Genomic DNA, 19,180 nt, shown 5'->3' on the forward strand with positions numbered 1-19,180 from the left:
ATTGACAACTCTAACCGGATGGGATTGCGGGATTAGCTCCTCCAGGGTTGGCGGAATAGCTAATATTTGCTGCTGATCATAGTGTTTGAAAACAGGTTGTCTGATTGCCATATCTCATATATCTATACTTTAAATATATGAAAATCAGATTGTTAAAACAAATAAAACCATAGATAACTAATTGATTTTATAGCAATAAACCATTAATAATAAAAAAGAGGCTGATCATGATTTATGATACAGCCTCTTGTTATGTAATACCTGATATAGCTGCTTAAACTTTAGTATTATAAATTAATTTACGCTTTAGTTGTAGCGCCCGGCACCTGGGTGATAAATAAATGTGGAGAGTGAATGCCTATTTTATGTTCATCAAAAGCCTTTTTGATAAGTTCCTGGGCGCCAAAAAGCACCGACCAATAATCCTGTGCTTTGGTAAAAGGGCAAACGCCAAGCCCGATTTTGCCTTCATTTATTTTGGATACATTTATAACCGGCGCTGGTTCTGATAAAACAAGCGGATGGCTCAGGCATGCTTCGGTGGCTATTTTACGCACAAAGTCCATATCATTTTGTGGGTCTATTTCAAGCGATATATCTACCCTAATGCTGCCGTGCCTGCTGTAATTAACAATCGTGTTGTTTGATACTGCCCCGTTTGCCAGTATAACCGTTTTGTTATCGGGGGTAAGCAATATGGTGTTGAAAATCTGGATTTCGATAACCGCGCCGTTTTGCCCCTGCGAATCAATAATGTCGCCTATTTTAAATGGTTTAAAAATCAGGATAAGCACACCTCCGGCAAAGTTGGCCAATGAGCCTTGTAGTGCCAGGCCTACAGCCAAACCTAAGGCGCCAATAATGGCTACAAACGATGTGGTTTGAATGCCCAGCATCCCGGCAACTGTTATCAACAGCAAAACCCTTAGGCCGGCCGTCATTACGCTGCGTAAAAACGATTGGAGCGATACATCAATTTTTCCTTTGGCCATTGATACCGTGAGTAATCGGCCTATCCAACTAATAATATAAAGGCCAATAATCAATACAAGCACGGCGCTCAATAAATTAATGCCAAAGGTGGTTAGCCACGCAAAAATTGCTGTGGAATAAAAAGAAACATTTTGCATAAAAAAGATTGTTTGGGGTGATTAATTTGGGTTGATGATTTTTATAGGGTTACCTGCAAGGTTATTTTACCTTGTTAAAGTACATAATAAAAATAAAAAATATGGAGTAAGCTAAAGATTAACAGAGACTTAATTTTAATTAAAAACGCTGAGGGAATTACGAGGAAGTTTTTTTACTTAATTATAAAATAGTTTTTTTATGATTTAAATTGATCGTTTTTTTTGGCGATGATCTTCGAGACACATGCTTGGGCAGAACGGAACATTGGTATCAGTTATACAGAATTAAAGTATGCCTTTTTGCTTTTCTCATCTGCAATGGCTTAAACGTTCTGTGGTAATCGTTCAATCATTTTTTTAATGTTGCAGATTTAATGCACCAAATACAAATTTTACACGCGCAACACTTTTTAATATTATTTAAAAAGTATAATTTGCGTAACGTTTCCAATTATAAACGCATTCAAAAAACTAAGTTTTCTTTATGAAAAAATTAATCATGTTACTCGGTTGCTGTGGCCTGCACGCCTTGTCGTTTGGCCAGGCGCCTAACAATGCCCTGTCAATTATCCCCGAGCCCGTTAAGGTTACCCAAAAGGCAGGTAAATTTGTATTGCCCAAAATTGTTGTGTTGGAAACAGGTAACCAGGCCGGGCTGGCACCGGTTATAGCGTATATGAAAAAGAAACTTGGCACTGCGGCCGGTACTGCAGTAGCGGTAAAAAACGTTGCACCAACGGCATCCATAAAATTTGTTATCAATAAAAAAAATGACCCGCTTATTGGTGCCGAAGGTTATAACCTATCGGTAACTGCAAAAAAAGTGGTGATTAAAGCAAATGCCCCCGCAGGCTTATTTTATGGTGTACAAACCTTTATGCAGTTATTACCAAAAGAAATTGAAAGTAAGGAGTTTGTTAAAGGAGTTAAATGGACAGCCCCCGCGGTTGATATTACCGACTACCCAAGGTTTGAATGGCGGGGCCTGATGTTTGATGTTGCCCGCCACTTTTTTACCAAAGCCGAGGTGGAGCAGTATATTGATAACATGGTGAAATACAAGCTTAACCTGCTGCACCTGCATTTAACCGACGATGAAGGCTGGCGGGTAGAAATTAAAAGCCTGCCCAGGCTAACTACGGTTGGCGCTTATAACGTAAAAAAAGTTGGGCAGTTTGGCACATTTACCCCGCCGACTGCTGATGAGCCACGCACTTATGGTGGTTTTTATACCCAGGAAGATATAAAGGAACTTGTACAGTACGCCAAGGACCGTTTTGTTAATATTTTGCCCGAGGTTGATGTTCCGGGCCATAGCCTTGCCGCAGTAGTGGCTTATCCCGAACTTTCATGTACTCCAGGTGCCGATAAATATGTAGTAAACTCCGGCGAGCCCTTTATGAACTGGAACGGGCCGCATAATACCGCCATTGTAGATAATACCCTTTGCCCGGCTAATGAGAGCGTATACGTTTTTTTGGATAAGGTGATGACCGAAATTGCCCAGCTTTTCCCCTTTGGCTATATTCACGTAGGTGGCGATGAGTGCGCTAAAAACTTTTGGGAACAAAGTGAGGCTATTAAGGCGCTGATGGTAAAAGAAAACTTGAAAACGCAGCAGGAGGTACAAAGCTATTTTGAAAAACGCCTTGAAAAAATAGTAGAATCAAAAGGGAAAAAATTTATGGGATGGGACGAGATACTGGAAGGCGGCCTTGGGCCCAACGCAGCTGTAATGAGCTGGCGGGGTGTTAAAGGCGGTATTGAAGCAGCTAAAATGGGTCACGATGTGGTGATGAGCCCAACAACATTTGCCTACCTGGATTATATGCAAAGCGACGTAAACGAAACCAAAGTTTATGCTAAACTACGCCTGAACAAAACCTACGAATATGAGCCTGTACCCGATAGCGTAGATGCCAAGCTGATAAAAGGCGCACAGGCCAACCTGTGGACAGAACAGGTATTCAACATACGCCAGGCAGAGTACATGACCTGGCCCCGTGGTATGGCCATTGCCGAACTGGTATGGTCGCCCAAAGAGAAAAAAAGCTGGCCATACTTTTTTGGCAAGGTTGAAAAACATTTTGAACGCTTTGACGAGGCCGAGACCAAATACGCGCCAAGTGTTTACGATCCTTCGTTCAGTGCTACCAAAAATCCGGATAATACACTTAAAATAACCCTTACCAGCGAAGCCCCTGGCCTGGATATTTATTACAGCTTTGATAACTCATTCCCTGATAATTTTTATCCAAAATACACGGCCCCTGTTGATGCACCCAAAGATGCAACGCAACTAAGGGTGATAACCTATCGCGGTAAAAAAGTAATTGGCCGCATGACAACTATGCCATTGGCTGATTTAGCTAAGAAAGCAAAGTGATTTTTTGAGCACCCGGAGTAAAAAAGAGACCTGACTTTGAAAAGAGCCGGGTCTCTTTTTTTGCGATGTGGCTGATAAAATGGCTTATCTTATCAGGCGAATGGCAGCGTGATAATATGGTCTAATATCATCTGGGTTGCCCCGATATGTTCCTTTACGTAATCGCCCGCTTTTTTTCCAGTAATGTTGTAAAAAGCTTCGTCATTAACCAACGTATCAACAATACCTTTGAGCTGGCTGCCATCACTGATGCTAAACCCGGCTTTTAAAGCGATAAGCTCCCTTGCCTCATTGAATTTTTGATAATTAGGGCCAAAGATGACGGGCAAGCCAAATGCGGCCGCCTCCAGCGTGTTATGTATCCCCACGCCAAACCCTCCCCCAATATAGGCAATGTTGCCATACTCATATAAAGACGAAAGCATGCCGATATTGTCAATTACCAGGACTGACGGTTTTGAGTTTTGAGTTTTGAGTGGTGAGTAGCGAGTTGTCGGCTCCTGATTTTGAATTTTGAATTTTGAATTTTGAATTAATTCGGAGTATTTAATTGCCGATCCTGCTGGTAATAAATTAATAAGGTTATTTATCCTGGTTTCGCCAATTTCATGGGGGGCAAAAATAAATTTCCAGCCTGGGTATAGCTCAGGCAGGGTGGCCAGCAATGCTTCATCCGGTGGCCAGGTGCTGCCGGCGATGAAAACTTTTTGACCGTTTATAAATTCGGCAATGCCGGGAATTTCTTTGGAATATTGGGCATTGGCCCATACCCTGTCAAAACGGGTATCGCCGCTAACTGTAGCGTTAGTTATACCAATAGATTGCAATAGTCGCTTTGATGCCTCGTCCTGTAAAAAAAAGTGGCTTACAAAGCTTAATATTTTGCGGTGCAGGCCGCCGTACCATTTAAAAAATACCTGTTTGGGCCTAAAAATTCCCGATATGATGTACAGGGGAACTTGTCTGGTATGCGCCTCTTTAAAAAAATGGTACCAATATTCATACTTGGTAAATATTGCCATGGCAGGCTGTATGGCATCAATAAATTGTGTGGCATTTTTTGCCGTGTCCAATGGTAAATAATACACAAAATCGGCAAGTGGCGTGCTTTTCCTGATCTCGTAACCCGACGGCGAAAAAAAGGAAATTACAATCTTTTCCTGCGGATATAAGGCCCTTATCGCCTCTAATATGGGCCTGCCCTGCTCAAATTCGCCTAATGATGCAAAATGAAACCAAATACTGCTGTCTATACGTATAAGTTTCTGGTTCTTCCGGCCGTTTATCCATTGGCTTGCTTTTTGATTAAACAGCGAGGCTATGTAAATGGTTATAAAATAGAGCCGTAATCCAATAGTATATAATATCATTTTAGCGCATGAATTGTATATTAGCAAAGGTTAAAATTAACAACAAAAACCTTATACTGTAATAAATAATAAGTCCGTGCCGTTAAGGGCTGCTTGTTTGCTATACCATAAACAAAATACTAAACACTAAAAAACAAAAATAAACTATGAAAATTGCTGTAATCGGAACTGGCTATGTTGGATTGGTAACCGGAACCTGCCTGGCCGAAACCGGAAACGAAGTTATATGTGTTGACATTGTAGAAGAAAAAGTGAACAAGATGCGGGCGGGTGAAATGCCGATTTATGAGCCTGGACTTGATTTGTTATTTAACAGGAACATAAAACAGGAAAGGTTAACCTTTACCACCAACCTTGCCGAAGCGATTGCTCCTGCAAAAGTTATATTTTTGGCCTTGCCTACTCCTCCGGGCGCCGATGGATCTGCCGATTTGAGCTATGTGCTTGGCGCCGCAAAAGATATTGCAAAGCTTATTACCGAGTATAAGGTTATCGTAACTAAATCAACTGTACCGGTAGGTACTGCCGATAAAGTAACCGCGGTGCTAAAAGCCAATACCGATGTGCCTTTCGCGGTGGTATCAAACCCCGAGTTTTTACGCGAAGGAGTGGCCGTTGAAGATTTTATGAAACCAGATAGGGTAGTTATAGGTACCATGGACGAGAAAGCCCGCCAGATTATGGGCGATTTATACGCGCCATACGTACGCCAGGGTAACCCTATTCTTTATATGGATGAACGCTCGTCTGAACTTACAAAATATGCGGCAAATTCATTCCTGGCCACCAAAATAACCTTCATGAACGAGATTGCCAACATGTGCGAACTGGTTGGCGCCGATGTGGATATGGTGCGTAAAGGCGTAGGTGCCGATGCCCGTATAGGCAAGCGCTTCTTGTTTCCTGGTGTTGGTTATGGCGGCAGCTGTTTCCCTAAAGATGTGCAGGCCCTTTCAAAAGCAGCCGAGGAAAATAAATATGAGTTCAAGATACTGAACTCGGTAATGGAAGTTAACGAAACACAAAAAAGACGCCTGGTAGTTAAGCTGCGCGAGCATTATGGAGCTGATGGGCTGAAAGGCAAACACTTTGCCCTTTGGGGATTGGCTTTTAAACCCGAGACCGATGATATCCGCGAAGCGCCGGCTTTATACATCATTGATGATCTTATTGCTGCGGGTGCTACGGTAACCGCATATGACCCTGAAGGAATGCCAAACGTTAAAAAATTACTTGGTGATAAAATCACCTATGCCAAAGACAGGTACTCGGCACTTGAAAACGCCGATGCTTTATTGATTGTTACCGAATGGCCGGTTTTTCGTACCCCGGATTTTGATTTCATGAAAGAAAAGTTAAACGCGCCTGTTATATTTGACGGACGTAATTTATATGACCTGGACAGGATGAAAGATTATGGTTTTTATTACAGCAGCATCGGACGTAAAGTAGTTAGTTAATGACAGAACGTAAAAGAATTTTAATTACCGGGGCGGCGGGCTTTTTAGGCTCGCACCTTTGCGACAGGTTTATTAAAGAAGATTACCATGTAATAGGCATGGATAATTTAATTACCGGCGATTTACGCAATATACAGCACCTGTTCAAACTCGAAAATTTTGAGTTTTACAACCATGATGTATCCAAGTTTGTATTTGTTCCGGGCGAATTGCATTATATCCTGCACTTTGCCTCACCCGCAAGCCCGATAGATTACCTGAAGATCCCAATACAAACTTTAAAGGTTGGCTCATTGGGTACACATAACCTGCTTGGTTTGGCAAGGTCAAAAGGTGCCAGGATGCTCATAGCATCTACATCTGAGGTGTATGGGGATCCGAACGTGAACCCGCAGCCCGAGGAATACTGGGGCAATGTAAACCCTGTTGGCCCAAGGGGCGTTTATGACGAAGCCAAGCGTTTCCAGGAAGCCATTACCATGGCCTACCATACCTTTCATGGTTTAGAAACACGTATAGTACGTATTTTTAATACATACGGCCCAAGGATGCGGTTAAACGACGGCCGGGTATTGCCCGCCTTTATTGGGCAGGCGCTCAGGGGCGAATCATTAACCATGTTTGGCGATGGGTCGCAAACCCGTTCATTTTGTTATGTGGATGACCTGGTTGAAGGCATCTACCGCCTGTTGCACAGCGATTACGCGCAGCCCATGAATATTGGTAACCCCGACGAGATCACGATAAAACAATTTGGCGAAGAGATTATCAAATTAACCGGCACCGACCAGGAATTGATTAGTCTGCCACTGCCTACTGATGATCCGAAACAGCGTCGCCCGGATATTACCAAGGCAAAAGCTATTTTAGGCTGGGAGCCAAAGGTATCAAGGAGCGAAGGTTTAAAGATCACGTTGGATTACTTTAAATCGTTGCCCGAAACCGAAATAAACCATAAGGATTTTACTTACTATAATAAATAGTAAAACATGTCCTTTCTATAAATAATACCTGGATAACCACCTTTTAGTAAAGTAAAAGGTGGTTGTTTAGCAAAAGGAGGTATGTAAATTCATCCATTTGCTTACCTTTATGGCTTACTATATACCCTACTTAAAAATGAAGATATTAGTGACCGGTGGCCTCGGATTTATTGGCTCCCATACCGTTGTCGAACTGGTAAACGCAGGCTACGAACCTGTTATTGTTGACGACCTATCAAACTCAGACCCTAAAATTTTAGATCAGCTGGCCAAAATCATCGGCTACAAACCGGTTTTTCATAAGCTTGACCTGTGCGACGAAGCCGGCGTAAAAGCGCTGGCCGTTGCCGAGCCCGATGTTGCCGGTATCGTTCACTTTGCTGCTTTTAAAGCAGTAGGCGAGTCGGTTCAAAAACCGTTAAAGTATTACCGTAACAATTTCTATTCGCTTATCAATTTACTGGATGCTTATTATAGTAAACCATTGAATTTTGTGTTCTCATCAAGCTGTACTGTTTACGGCCAGCCCGAGCAATTGCCGGTAACCGAAGAAGCGCCGGTACAGCCCGCGCAATCGCCTTATGGCAATACCAAGCAAATAGCCGAAGAGATTTTGAAAGATATGATAGCTTCTGGTACCAGCAGCTATAAAGTAGTATCGTTAAGATATTTTAACCCGGTTGGTGCGCACGAAACCGCGCTTATAGGCGAATTGCCAATTGGCGTACCGCAAAACCTGGTTCCATTTATTACCCAGACAGCCATTGGCAAACGCGAAAAAATAACTGTTTTCGGCAATGATTATGACACCCCGGATGGTAGCTGCGTGCGCGATTATATCCACGTGGTTGATTTGGCAAAAGCACATGTTGCGGCGCTGAAATTGGCCGAGAGCGACGATTACCAGGGATACGATGTGTTTAACCTGGGCACCGGCCAGGGGAGTACTGTATTAGAAGTGATCCACGCGTTTGAAAAAGCAACAGAGGTAAAGGTAAATTACCAGATTGGTCCGCGCCGCGCCGGTGATGTGGAAAAGGTTTGGGGCGATGTAACCAAATCGACCAATAAGCTTGGCTGGAAAACAGAATTGGGTTTAGAAACCATGATGTCATCAGCCTGGGAATGGGAAAAATATATAGCTCAAAATCCGCTATAAACTTAAATTTCAGCAAATGCAAAAAATAATTATTACGGGTGGCGCAGGTTTCATAGGGTCGCACGTGGTGCGCCGCTTTGTGAAAACGTATCCAAATTATAATATCATCAATTTAGATAAGCTGACCTACGCTGGTAACCTCGAAAATTTAAGAGATATCGAAAACGAGCCGAATTACAGCTTTGTTAAAGGTGATATTGTTGACCTTGAGTTTATAAATAATCTTTTTAATACCGAGAAGCCGGATGCCGTAATCCACCTTGCAGCTGAATCACATGTTGACCGTTCGATTACCAATCCTTTGGAGTTTGTGATGACCAATGTGGTAGGTACTGTAAATTTGCTGAACGCCGCCCGCGAAAGCTGGAAAGGACGTTATGATCAAACCCGTTTTTACCACGTATCAACCGATGAAGTGTACGGTACTTTGGGCGAGGATGGAATGTTTACCGAAGAAACAGCGTATGATCCGCATTCGCCATATTCGGCATCTAAAGCCAGTTCAGATCATTTTGTACGCGCTTACCAGGATACTTATGGCATGAATGCCGTGATATCCAACTGCTCAAATAACTATGGCTCATTCCACTTCCCGGAGAAGCTGATACCGCTGGCTATCAACAATATTAAACAAAGTAAACCTGTACCTGTTTATGGCAAAGGCGAGAATATTCGCGACTGGCTTTGGGTAGAGGATCATGCAAGGGCCATTGATGTAATATTCCACAATGCCAAAGCCGGCCAAACCTATAATATTGGTGGCCATAATGAATGGAAAAACATCGACCTGATTAATTTGCTTTGTACTATACTGGATAAAAAACTGGGTAGGGCCGAAGGTGAATCGGCGAAATTGATCACCTACGTAACAGACAGGGCAGGCCATGATTTGCGTTATGCCATAGACGCCACGAAGCTGAAAACCGAGCTTGGCTGGGTACCAAGCATTACTTTTGAAGAAGGATTGGAAAAAACCGTAGATTGGTACCTTGCAAACGAGGAATGGCTTAACCACGTTACTTCGGGTAGTTACCAGCAATATTACAAGGGGCAGTACAATAACCGTTAACTATGTTTGGTTTTTTTAAAAAGAAAAAGGTAAAAAAAGAAATAACCTTCAACTATGAATCTATCATGGTTGATATGCATTCGCATGTTTTGCCGGGAATTGACGATGGTGCGCAAACACCGCAGGATTCGGTGATCCTGATCAGGAAGATGATGGACCTGGGGATAAAAAAAATTATTGCCACACCACACGTTATGATTGATTTTTATCGGAACACACCCGAAACAATTGCTGCATCGCTGGAGTTATTGAAGGCCGAACTGGTAAAAGAAAATATAGATATACCTGTAGAAACTGCTGCCGAACATTATTTTGATGAGACCTTTGAGGCGCGTGTAAATGAAGGGAAGTTGATGACCATGGGCGATAATTATGTACTGTTTGAGTTTTCGTTTATCAACCAGCCACCAAACATGATTCCTGTTTTGCAAAAATTAAACGATTTGGGATATAAGCCTATTTTAGCGCACCCCGAAAGGTACCCATATTTGGAGATTGAACAATACAAAAACATCCAGAGCTGGGGTTGTAGTATGCAACTAAACACTATATCCTTAACAGGATACTACGGTAGTGAGGTAAAGAAAAAAGCGGAATTGCTGATAGATAATCAATTGATAGATTTCATATCAAGTGATATGCACCACGAAAGGCATGCTATGGCCCTCAAGGATGCCTTACGTACCACTTATTTGGAGAAACTTATGTTTGATACCCCGTTGAAAAACAAGCTGCTTTTTTAGAGAAAACCAATAAATGAAACAGCAGTATATGCCTTCAGGTATATAAGCAAAAATGAAACAAAAAGAGACACTCTAAACGGGTGTCTTTTTTGCATTTCGGGGCTTTCGCTCCGGTACAACAAAATGTTCCTGTCTTCATCCAAATTCGTTGCCACTTTTTACGGCGACGGAAAGGAGATGCTTTGGTAATTGTTGCCCGGCTTCTATCATCAATTACTCCTGTTTGCCTTTAATTTTATACTTAGCCAGTTTCTGCCGCATGTATCCCCGCCTGCGCTTATCTGCCTCGGCCAGTGTTGCGGCATCGGCATAGCGGCCTGGCGTTTTGGCAATACCAATGCGTTGCGAACCGTAAATGCCCGAGTGTCCGCTAAAAAAATAGGCTGTAAAACAAGCCACCGCAAAAAACAAGGCATACTGGCTGCCAAAAAGCTCAATCCCCATAAAAGTACAAGCCAACGGGGTATTGGTTGCGCCCGCAAATACCGCAATAAAACCAAGTGCGGCAAAAAGGCCTGCCGGGGCATCCATTAAAACGGATAACGTGTTGCCCAGGGTTGCCCCGATGTAGAACAATGGTGTTACCTCGCCGCCTTTAAAGCCACTTGAAAGGGTAACGGTTGTATAAATGGTTTTCCAAAGCCAGCTCCAGGTATCGGCCCCGCCGGCATTAAATGCCGATGGTATAGTAATTGCCCCGGCATGCCCGGCATCGATACCAAGGCCCAGGTAATCGGGCTTGCCCAAAAGAGCGGTAAGGCCAATGATGATTAAGCCGCCAAGTACCGGGGTAAGCCAGGGTTTTGGAACAATGGCTGCAAAAAAAGATTTTAGCCCATATACCAGGTACGCAAACAGGTAACTGGCCAGCCCGAAGGCCACCGAAGCCAAAACTATTTTGCCAAGCAGTAAAAAATCAAAGGCCGTATAAGTTGCATACCAATGCGGCACACTTGCAAACACATCAATATGATAGGCTGTGTGGTGAATGCCCCAGGCGGCAACGGTAACATCGCCAATTATGCTGGCCATCAGGCAGGGCAATAAGGCATTGTATTGTATGCGCCCAATGGTTAAAACTTCCATTGCAAATATAGCCCCGGTAACAGGGGTGCCAAATACAGCGCCAAAGCCCGCGGCTATGCCGGCAATAAGTATGGTGCGGGTATCGGCAGGGTTTAGTTTAAACCATTTGCCAAAGGCCTGCGCTATGCTGCCGCCAATTTGTACCGCTGTACCCTCACGCCCGGCCGATCCGCCAAATAAATGGGTAATCACCGTGGTAAGCAATACCACCGGCGCCATACGTTTGGGTACACCGCAATCGGGCTTGTGGATCTCGTCGATAATCAGGTTGTTTCCCTTTTCTGACGGTTTGCCCGCGAGTTTGTATATAAAATGGATAGCTACCCCAGCAAGGGGCAGTAAATATAAAAGGTAAGTATGGGCAAATCTGAAATGCGTGGCCCAGCTCAGCAGCCATAAAAACAAAGCTACCATGCTGCCTATAGCTACGGCAATAGGGATGATGAGCAGTGTCCACCTAAGCAGGTTTTTCACTGTCGAAAAAAAATCGGACGTAAAAATGTTATCGTTCATTTTTTATGGCGACGCTAATTTAGTTTTAAAATTGGTGGATTGTAAACGATGCAGCAAAACAACAACATAAAAGCATTGATGCTTACCGATTGATACGCTGATAAGTGACAGAAGGGGGATACTGGCCGTGCCGGGCGGTGGTATGTTTTTGAAACGGGTTTGATCGGAATTTTTTTCACCTACAAAAAATTAGCGCAGAATATTACTCCACGGGTTAATTAATGCAGGCGCCATCAGCTTTTTAGGGCGGTTGAGTAGGAAGACACCATTTCCTTTGCAACAAATATAATCACAAAGCATTTAAAAAGGATGTAGCTTTTAAATTAATTTGAGTAACTTTGTATATCAAAGTACTTTTGTTTTCTCGATTAATCACTTGGCGATTTTCATTTCATTTAAAATAAATTGAACACCCATTATGCAAACCGAACCTCACCTCCGCAAAAAAGTAAAAACCTGGATCATTGTATTTATTATAGGGCTGGTATTAAGCGGCGTAACTGCTTTCCCCATTGAAACCGAGCTGGCTTTCCTGGCCAATGTAACCATATTCCCGCCGTTTATGCATCATTGGATAGCACAGGTTTACCAGGCTGTAAAAACAACCAATGAAAACTACCCCTATCTGAGTTATGGAACCGATTGGCTGGCATTTGGGCACCTGGTTATAGCCACTACTTTTATTGGCCCCCTGCGTGACCCTGTAAAAAATATCTGGATAATTCAGTTTGGGATGATAGCCTGTGTTATGGTTTTCCCGCTGGCCTTTATTGCCGGCCCTATACGTGGTATCCCCATTTATTGGCGCTGCATTGATTGTTGTTTTGGCATTTTCGGTTTTATCCCATTATACATCTGCTACCGCGATATCAAAAAGATAGAAGCATTAGCTAATTAGTATCCTATACGTTGGCTAAGTGGAATGCATAGGCCACGTAATGCCCATGATGTGCCAATGAAACAGGTATACTTGTTTCGGTCAATCCATCATGTAAAATGGGGCAGCCGGACGGCATTTTGACGATATTTAGCTGGTTGAATTCAAAAAAAGTACCGAGTTTTTTTAAGATAAACTCCCGTACTTGTATTGATTGATATGCGGGACTGCTATCTTCAATAGGCTTAACCCCCCAGTACATATTTTCGAAATTATCACTGTTGTTAACTACTGTTACAATAAAACCGCTGGTAATTATCGACCGGGAGTAAAACTTATTTTGGTTAAAAGCGATGATGCTGTTGTAACAAGGCTGCTCATCAAACCCCTGGCCTTCAATTGGCCCGGTGGTAGCACAGGCCATACTCAAAGCGGGGGTAATATGCTCGACAACAATTTTTGAGGGAGAAAAAACAAGCCCGGGATTATGCCGCTGTTCAAATTTGTAAACCGACTCCTTAACCGACCATAAAAGCCAGGCAAAATACTCAGTGGGCATAGCCGCCAGTTGGGGCAGGCTTGGTAATTGAGTTTCGGGGCCGGTAATGAATTTGGAGTAAAACCTTGGTTCTCTTGTTCGCTCAGTGTCGATAGCCTGGAGGTCTACAATATCATTACCGGCACTTATGATCATGTTTGCTGGTTAGTCTTTTCTTCAATTACATCAATACAGCCGCCCACGTTCACCATTTTATCCGCAGCATCGTAGTCTATCTCGATATTGTATTTGGTTTCCGCATCAATAATGATATCAACAAGATTGGCCGAATTGATTTTCAAGTCCTTAATAAGGTCGGTATTTTCGTCTATGCTGGCCAGGGCTTCTTTATCAAGGGTATATGGCGATAAAACTTTTTTTAGTTCAATTAAAATCTCTTGTCGTGTCATTAGGGTTAAATTTAGAAAATATTAAGCAGGAATTAACGTCGCCGAAGCCAAAATTAGCTTTAGCAACAATATTAATGTCTTTTTTGACTATAGAAACAGGCAAACGGTTTAAATTGATGTGGTTGCCTATTTCGGGATTAGGATCATCCAGGTTTATATTTGGATGAACAAACCCGTGTTCCATTTGCAATATTGATGCCACAGCTTCGATCGATCCTGCCGCACTCAAGCAATGGCCAATCATTGATTTAAGTGAATTCATCAGTGGAAAATCGTCGCCGCCCCGGCCAAGCGCCTTGCACCAGTTTTGAATTTCCTGCATATCGGCATTGGTAGCAGTAAGGTGGCCGCTAATGAGGTCAATATCGTTAGCGCTTATTTTTGAATTAGTTATTGAATCTTCAATGCATTTGATAACACCCTGCGGGTTAGCCGCCGTCATGGAGCCGCCCATCCGCTGGCCGCCGCTATTGGTTGAACCGCCTAAAACCTCGGCGTAAATTTTTGCGCCCCTGGCCAAAGCAAATTCCAGGTCTTCCAAAACCAGTGCTGCCGAACCAGAGCCCGGCACAAAGCCACCGGCAGTTATACTCATCGGCCTTGATGCCTTTTCGGGCTTATCGTTATATTTACGGGATAGCACGCGCATGGAATCAAAGGAACCGAATACATAGGTATCAACATATTCGCTGCTGCCAACCAGCATTCGTTTGGCGTAACCATCTTTAATGGTTTCGAAGCCCATTAAAATAGCCTGTGTACCTGTAGCACAAGCCGCCGAGTTGGTGATTACTTTGTTACCCAATCCTAAACGGCCCGATACATAGGAGGTAACCCCGCTGTTCATGGCCTGCTCCACCACGCGCGAACCTAATTTTTTGGCCTCTTTGTTATCAACCCGGGTAATTACGTTTTTCATGGCCTCGGTGTCAGATACACTGTTGCCAAAAATACAGCCGGTTTCCCAGCGGGTTTCGTCGGTATCATATTCCAGCCCGGCATCAGCCCAGGCGTCAAGCGCGGCCATAAGGCCATAACCAATATTGGTGCCTTTAAGGCCGTGAAAAACCACCTCAGATATGTAGTTTTTGGTTTTAAGATCTTCCAGGACAAAATCGGGCTTGCCCGCAACATGGCAGCTAAATTTCAACTCCTCGTACAAAGGCTGAAATTTGATGCCCGACACGCCGTTTTGTATGGAATCAAGGAACGTGCTGACCCCGATGCCGTTTGGCGATACAACGCCCATACCGGTAACTACTACCCGCCTGCTCATTTTAAGTCAAGATGTTTAATAATGCCGGCAAATGTACCCCTGGCAACAATCTCTTTCTCGCTGTTCAGCATCTCTACGATGCATTTTAACTTGCCGAAACGAAAATATTGTTTTTGTGAAATAACCGTAACCTTTTGGCCGGGTAAAACCATTTTGTAAAAAGAAACATCGGTTGAGGTAAGCACCGGGTACAGCGATGTATCGCTGGTAAAATCATTACCGGGCTCTTTCATAATCAAAAAAATACCCAGCACAACCAAACCAATCTGGGCCATAATTTCGGTAATAATAACGCCTGGCGTAACTGGGTTTCCCTCAAAATGGTCTTCATAAAAAAAAGCATCCTGTTTCAGCGTAAAATCGCCGGTAACCCCGTTTTCATTTAATGATGTAATGTTATCAATAAAGCGGAAGGTAGATTTGTATGGTAAATGATTAAGTATATGGTTATTCATGTTTCTAAAAATCAATATAGTTACAAACAATGTTCGCCACCGTCAACATGAATCAATGCACCATTTATCCAGAAGGCTTCGTCGGTACAAAGCATATATATTACGTTTGCAACATCTGCGGGCTTTGTTAACCGGCCCATAGGATTGTTTGCCGTGGCCAGTTCAATTAATTTATCGCTGCCCGGTATTCTTTTTAATGATGCCGTTTCGGTAACCCCGGCCTGTATCAAATTGGTTTTTATACCAAAGCGGCTGAATTCAACAGCCATATATTTTGCAAGGCTTTCTAATGATGCCTTCGCAATAGATACCGCCGCGTAACTTTCCCAATATTTATGTGCCCCATCGCTGGTAAGGCCTATAATACGGGCATCGGCGTTAAAAAGCCCGGCGTTAAGCAACAGCCTTGTCCAGTCAAGCAAACTATTGGCCATAGCATAGCTTGTGGCCTGTATATCATCAGTTGAAAGAACGGCGGTGCTGTCGGCATTTTCTGATTCAGTAGCCAGTGGTTTTAAATTGCCCCGGGCTATTGAATGCAGTAATAACTTAACACAATGTTTATGTACAGCAACTTCGGTAAATTGTTTTAAAAATAAATCGCGCCCGGTTTGTTCAAGCGCGTTTATGTTAAACGGCAGGATGGTTATACCGTTTGCATCTGCAATCTGGCTAAGTTTTATTTTGAGCGGCTTTTCGGTAATAGAGGTTTCACGGTACAAAACCGCTACGTTCATGCCATGCGCGGCAAGCTTTTGCAAAGCCCCGAATCCGAATCCGCCGGATCCTCCTAAAATTACAGCCCATGAACCAGCAAACTGTTTAGTTTTATCCATGTAAGTTGCTGTTAATTAATTTCATTGTTTATGGTATGGAAGATAGTGTAATTATTTTGCTATTAAATTTCCGAAAAAAATTCAAACCCCAAAGTAAGCGAAAGAAAATCGATTTTTAATGGTGTAACCGCTATTAATTGGGCATAGTTAAACCATTGCCCACAAAAAACATCCTACATCAGGATATGCAGGTTTAAGTTATTGAAAAAAAATAAAACTAAATGAAGCAAAAACGGTTGCGCTTATGCTTATTGGTAAAGCGCAAACGCTGTTTGCAGGGCACATAATATTTATTACATTTGGTAAGCTTTATGAAGAATTATATTGAAAAGCGCGTTGCTTTTGTTTGTTTTGTGCTGATAATTATAGCGTGCAATAATACCGCGCTGTATGCGCAGAAATTAGAAAAAGCTGCTTTTTATAAAGCAATGGCAAGCGATAATATTGACGAAATTAACCAGGAACTGGCCACATTTACTGATGCCGGCACCGAAGCAAAAAGTGGCTATGAGGGTGCTTTGCTAATGAAAAAAGCCAGCCTTGCCGGCAAGCCCAAAGATAAGCTGAGCTTTTTTAAAACAGGTCGCATTAAGCTGGAAACAGCCCTGCTGGCCGAGCCTGATAACACCGATCTGCATTTTTTACGATTGGTTATCCAGGAAAAAGCCCCTAAAATTGTGCATTATCGTACAGATATCGAAAAGGATAAAACTATGGTGATAAAAAACTTTAAAACCTTGCCGCCTGTAGTACAGCGGGCCATAGTTGATTATAGCAAGACCTCCAAAGTTTTGCACACCGAGGACCTTAAACCTGCCGAATAATGAGTAAAAAGATATTAGCTATTTACTATACCCAATCGGGACAGATGCGCGATGTCATCGACTCGTTAACGCAGCCTATTATTGACGCCGGGGCATCGGTTGAAAAGGTAGAGATAAAAATGGTAAACAGCTATAATTTTCCATGGACCGGTTCCAGTTTTTTTGCCGTTATGCCCGATTGTGTTTTAGGTGTGCCCGCCCAAATTGAGCCATTTGTATTAAAGGAAACCAAATACGATATGATTATTGTGGGCTACCAGCCCTGGTTTTTATCGCCCAGCATCCCTTCAAATTCACTGCTTAACCACCCCGACTTTATCAAAGTAGTACAAGATACGCCTGTTGTGACTATCAGTGCAGCCCGCAATATGTGGCTAAACGCCTTTGTGCGGGTGCGCAAATCTATACAGGATGCCGGAGGAAGACTGGTTGGTAATATTGCCCTGGTTGACAGGCACCTTAATCCCATAAGCTTTGTTACCATTTTTTACTGGATGCTTACAGGTAAAAAAGAAAGCTACCTTAATATATTCCCCAAGCCGGGTGTTGATGAGCAGGAGATAAAGGAAACTGCCAAATTTGGCCGGGTTATAGCAGCCAGGCTTAATATGGTTGGCTATTGGGATAGCCTGCAGGATGAACTAATGCACAACGATGCTGTAAACATTAAATACCCGCTGATGTTTATTGAAGGAAAGGCCCGGATCATATTTTCGGTTTGGGCAAAAATTATTTCAAAACGCAAAAATAAATCGGCATGGCTTGCAGCTTTTAAATATTATCTTTTTTTTGCCCTGTTTATTGTTGCGCCCATTGCGCTAACGGTTGATATGATTTTAATAAGGCCGTTTTTTGGCGACAGGATACAGGAGAAAAAGAACTTTTACTTACAACTAAATTAAAATATACATGTCTTTTAATCAGGTTTATATAAACGCCACATCTGCTTTTTTACCCAACCAGCCCGTTGCAAACGACGATATGGAGCAGTATCTGGGTTATATTGATAATAAGCCTTCCAAATCAAAAAAAATTGTACTGCGTAATAATGCAATTACTACCCGGTATTATGCACTTGATAAAAATAAAAAAGCTACCCATACCAATGCCCAGATGACAGCGTTGGCCGTTAAAGAGCTATTTAAAAATACCAATGCTAAAATAGAGGATACCGATATCCTATCATGCGGCACTTCATCTCCAGACCAGATGATGCCCAGCCACGGCGTAATGACACATGGCTGGCTACCCGAGGCTGGCGCAATTGAGGTAGTATCGCCGGCAGGGGTTTGCTGCGCCGGGATGCATGCTTTAAAATATGCTTTTATGGCCATCAAATCGGGCGATGCCAAACAAGCGGTGGCAACCGGGTCTGAAAGGTTTTCGGGCCTGCTGGTGTCTGACGTGTTTGAAGAGGAAGCGCAGAAATTAAAAGAGCTTACCGAAAATCCTTACATCGCTTTCCATAAAGATTTTTTACGCTGGATGTTATCCGATGGTGCTTCGGCGTTTTTGATGACCGATAAGCCTAACGAAACCGGCTTAAGTTTAAGAGTGGAGTGGATTGAAGGGGTATCATACGCCAACCAGATGGACGCCTGTATGTATATGGGCGCCGAAAAACAGGCCGATGGCAGCCTGAAAGGCTTTATGGATTATACACCCGAAGAGGTGATGAACAAATCCATTTTCAGCGTTAAGCAGGATATTGGTTTGCTGAGCGATAATATCGTTCCGTTGGGTGGTGCCAAAATAAAAGAGATTTTTGAACGACGCGGGTTAACCACCTTAGATATCGACCATTTTTTACCCCATATCTCCAGCGACTTTTTCAGGCCGAAAATTTATGATATGGTAGAGATTTATGGCGGCGGCATCCCCTACGAAAAATGGTTTATGAACCTTTATACCGTAGGTAACGTTGGCGCGGCCTCTGTTTACTTAATGATAAACGAGTTGTTTCACAGTGGCAAACTAAAAGTTGGCGAAAAAATATTGCTGCTGGTGCCCGAAAGTTCAAGGTTCTCGTATATGTATGCTATGCTTACTGTTGTTTAACGGGAAA

At 42.9% G+C, this 19,180-nt stretch carries 18 protein-coding genes and 1 riboswitch; of the genes, 10 read left to right on the forward strand and 8 right to left on the reverse strand.

Annotated features, from left to right (window positions below; translation table 11 throughout):
- Positions 1–299 precede the first annotated feature (299 nt).
- Positions 300–1,130 (reverse strand): mechanosensitive ion channel family protein, encoded by an 831-nt coding sequence (locus AC1DV1_RS19755; protein ID WP_477362378.1) that lies wholly within the window; start codon positions 1,128–1,130, stop codon positions 300–302.
- Between the two features lie 484 nt (positions 1,131–1,614).
- Between AC1DV1_RS19755 and AC1DV1_RS19760 the strand changes: the two genes are divergently transcribed.
- Positions 1,615–3,516 (forward strand): beta-N-acetylhexosaminidase, encoded by a 1,902-nt coding sequence (locus tag AC1DV1_RS19760; protein WP_477362380.1) that lies wholly within the window; start codon positions 1,615–1,617, stop codon positions 3,514–3,516.
- A 92-nt stretch (positions 3,517–3,608) separates the two neighbouring features.
- Here the strand turns inward: AC1DV1_RS19760 and AC1DV1_RS19765 are convergent, their stop codons facing one another.
- Positions 3,609–4,886 (reverse strand): 3-deoxy-D-manno-octulosonic acid transferase, encoded by a 1,278-nt coding sequence (locus AC1DV1_RS19765; RefSeq protein ID WP_477362382.1) that lies wholly within the window; start codon positions 4,884–4,886, stop codon positions 3,609–3,611.
- A 146-nt stretch (positions 4,887–5,032) separates the two neighbouring features.
- Here AC1DV1_RS19765 and AC1DV1_RS19770 point away from each other — a divergent pair, with 146 nt between their 5' ends.
- From AC1DV1_RS19770 to AC1DV1_RS19790, 5 genes are all read left to right on the forward strand, one after another.
- The gene (locus AC1DV1_RS19770) at positions 5,033–6,346 is read left to right on the forward strand and encodes a UDP-glucose dehydrogenase family protein (RefSeq protein ID WP_477362384.1); all 1,314 of its coding nucleotides are present in this window, start codon (positions 5,033–5,035) and stop codon (positions 6,344–6,346) included.
- Positions 6,346–7,329, forward strand: a complete 984-nt coding sequence (locus tag AC1DV1_RS19775; RefSeq protein ID WP_477362386.1) for a UDP-glucuronic acid decarboxylase family protein — start codon at positions 6,346–6,348, stop codon at positions 7,327–7,329. Before AC1DV1_RS19770 ends, AC1DV1_RS19775 begins: the two co-directional genes overlap by 1 nt.
- Before the next feature lie 136 nt (positions 7,330–7,465).
- Positions 7,466–8,488, forward strand: coding sequence for a UDP-glucose 4-epimerase GalE (galE, locus tag AC1DV1_RS19780; RefSeq protein WP_477362388.1), 1,023 nt, complete (start codon positions 7,466–7,468; stop codon positions 8,486–8,488).
- Positions 8,489–8,504: 16 nt separating this feature from the next.
- Positions 8,505–9,557 (forward strand): dTDP-glucose 4,6-dehydratase, encoded by a 1,053-nt coding sequence (rfbB, locus tag AC1DV1_RS19785; protein WP_477362390.1) that lies wholly within the window; start codon positions 8,505–8,507, stop codon positions 9,555–9,557.
- A 2-nt stretch (positions 9,558–9,559) separates the two neighbouring features.
- Entirely contained in the window at positions 9,560–10,300 is a 741-nt protein-coding gene (locus AC1DV1_RS19790; protein WP_477362392.1) for a tyrosine-protein phosphatase, read from the forward strand.
- 213 nt (positions 10,301–10,513) lie between these two features.
- Here AC1DV1_RS19790 and AC1DV1_RS19795 read toward each other — a convergent pair whose 3' ends face one another.
- Positions 10,514–11,899, reverse strand: coding sequence for a voltage-gated chloride channel family protein (locus AC1DV1_RS19795; protein ID WP_477362394.1), 1,386 nt, complete (start codon positions 11,897–11,899; stop codon positions 10,514–10,516).
- Positions 11,900–12,116: 217 nt separating this feature from the next.
- Positions 12,117–12,181, reverse strand: a riboswitch (Fluoride riboswitch).
- Between the two features lie 136 nt (positions 12,182–12,317).
- Here AC1DV1_RS19795 and AC1DV1_RS19800 point away from each other — a divergent pair.
- Positions 12,318–12,797, forward strand: a complete 480-nt coding sequence (locus tag AC1DV1_RS19800) for a hypothetical protein (protein WP_477362396.1) — start codon at positions 12,318–12,320, stop codon at positions 12,795–12,797.
- A gap of 4 nt (positions 12,798–12,801) precedes the next feature.
- On the opposite strand, the gene AC1DV1_RS19805 is transcribed toward AC1DV1_RS19800, so the two are convergent.
- From AC1DV1_RS19805 to AC1DV1_RS19825, 5 genes are read right to left on the reverse strand one after another with little or no spacing between them, the layout of a single operon-like run.
- Positions 12,802–13,470, reverse strand: coding sequence for a 4'-phosphopantetheinyl transferase family protein (locus AC1DV1_RS19805; RefSeq protein ID WP_477362398.1), 669 nt, complete (start codon positions 13,468–13,470; stop codon positions 12,802–12,804).
- Positions 13,467–13,724, reverse strand: coding sequence for an acyl carrier protein (locus AC1DV1_RS19810; protein ID WP_477362400.1), 258 nt, complete (start codon positions 13,722–13,724; stop codon positions 13,467–13,469). Before AC1DV1_RS19810 ends, AC1DV1_RS19805 begins: the two co-directional genes overlap by 4 nt.
- A complete protein-coding gene (locus tag AC1DV1_RS19815; RefSeq protein WP_477362402.1) occupies positions 13,699–15,000 on the reverse strand; it encodes a beta-ketoacyl-[acyl-carrier-protein] synthase family protein in 1,302 nt (433 codons plus the stop codon). Before AC1DV1_RS19815 ends, AC1DV1_RS19810 begins: the two co-directional genes overlap by 26 nt.
- Positions 14,997–15,455 (reverse strand): 3-hydroxyacyl-ACP dehydratase FabZ family protein, encoded by a 459-nt coding sequence (locus AC1DV1_RS19820; protein WP_477362404.1) that lies wholly within the window; start codon positions 15,453–15,455, stop codon positions 14,997–14,999. The genes AC1DV1_RS19815 and AC1DV1_RS19820 overlap by 4 nt, the downstream gene beginning before the upstream one ends.
- 20 nt (positions 15,456–15,475) lie before the next feature.
- Positions 15,476–16,291, reverse strand: a complete 816-nt coding sequence (locus AC1DV1_RS19825; RefSeq protein WP_477362406.1) for an SDR family oxidoreductase — start codon at positions 16,289–16,291, stop codon at positions 15,476–15,478.
- A gap of 311 nt (positions 16,292–16,602) precedes the next feature.
- On the opposite strand from AC1DV1_RS19825, the gene AC1DV1_RS19830 reads away from it, so the two are divergent.
- The 3 genes from AC1DV1_RS19830 to darB are packed head-to-tail and all read left to right on the forward strand — an operon-like array spanning position 16,603 to position 19,173.
- The gene (locus AC1DV1_RS19830) at positions 16,603–17,115 is read left to right on the forward strand and encodes a hypothetical protein (protein WP_477362408.1); all 513 of its coding nucleotides are present in this window, start codon (positions 16,603–16,605) and stop codon (positions 17,113–17,115) included.
- On the forward strand, positions 17,115–18,017 hold the full coding sequence (locus AC1DV1_RS19835) for a hypothetical protein (protein WP_477362410.1): 903 nt from the start codon (positions 17,115–17,117) through the stop codon (positions 18,015–18,017). The genes AC1DV1_RS19830 and AC1DV1_RS19835 overlap by 1 nt, the downstream gene beginning before the upstream one ends.
- 7 nt (positions 18,018–18,024) lie before the next feature.
- Positions 18,025–19,173, forward strand: a complete 1,149-nt coding sequence (darB, locus tag AC1DV1_RS19840; protein ID WP_477362412.1) for a dialkylresorcinol biosynthesis protein DarB — start codon at positions 18,025–18,027, stop codon at positions 19,171–19,173.
- Positions 19,174–19,180 lie beyond the last annotated feature (7 nt).

Source organism: Mucilaginibacter sp. P4_D1 (assembly GCF_056401935.1).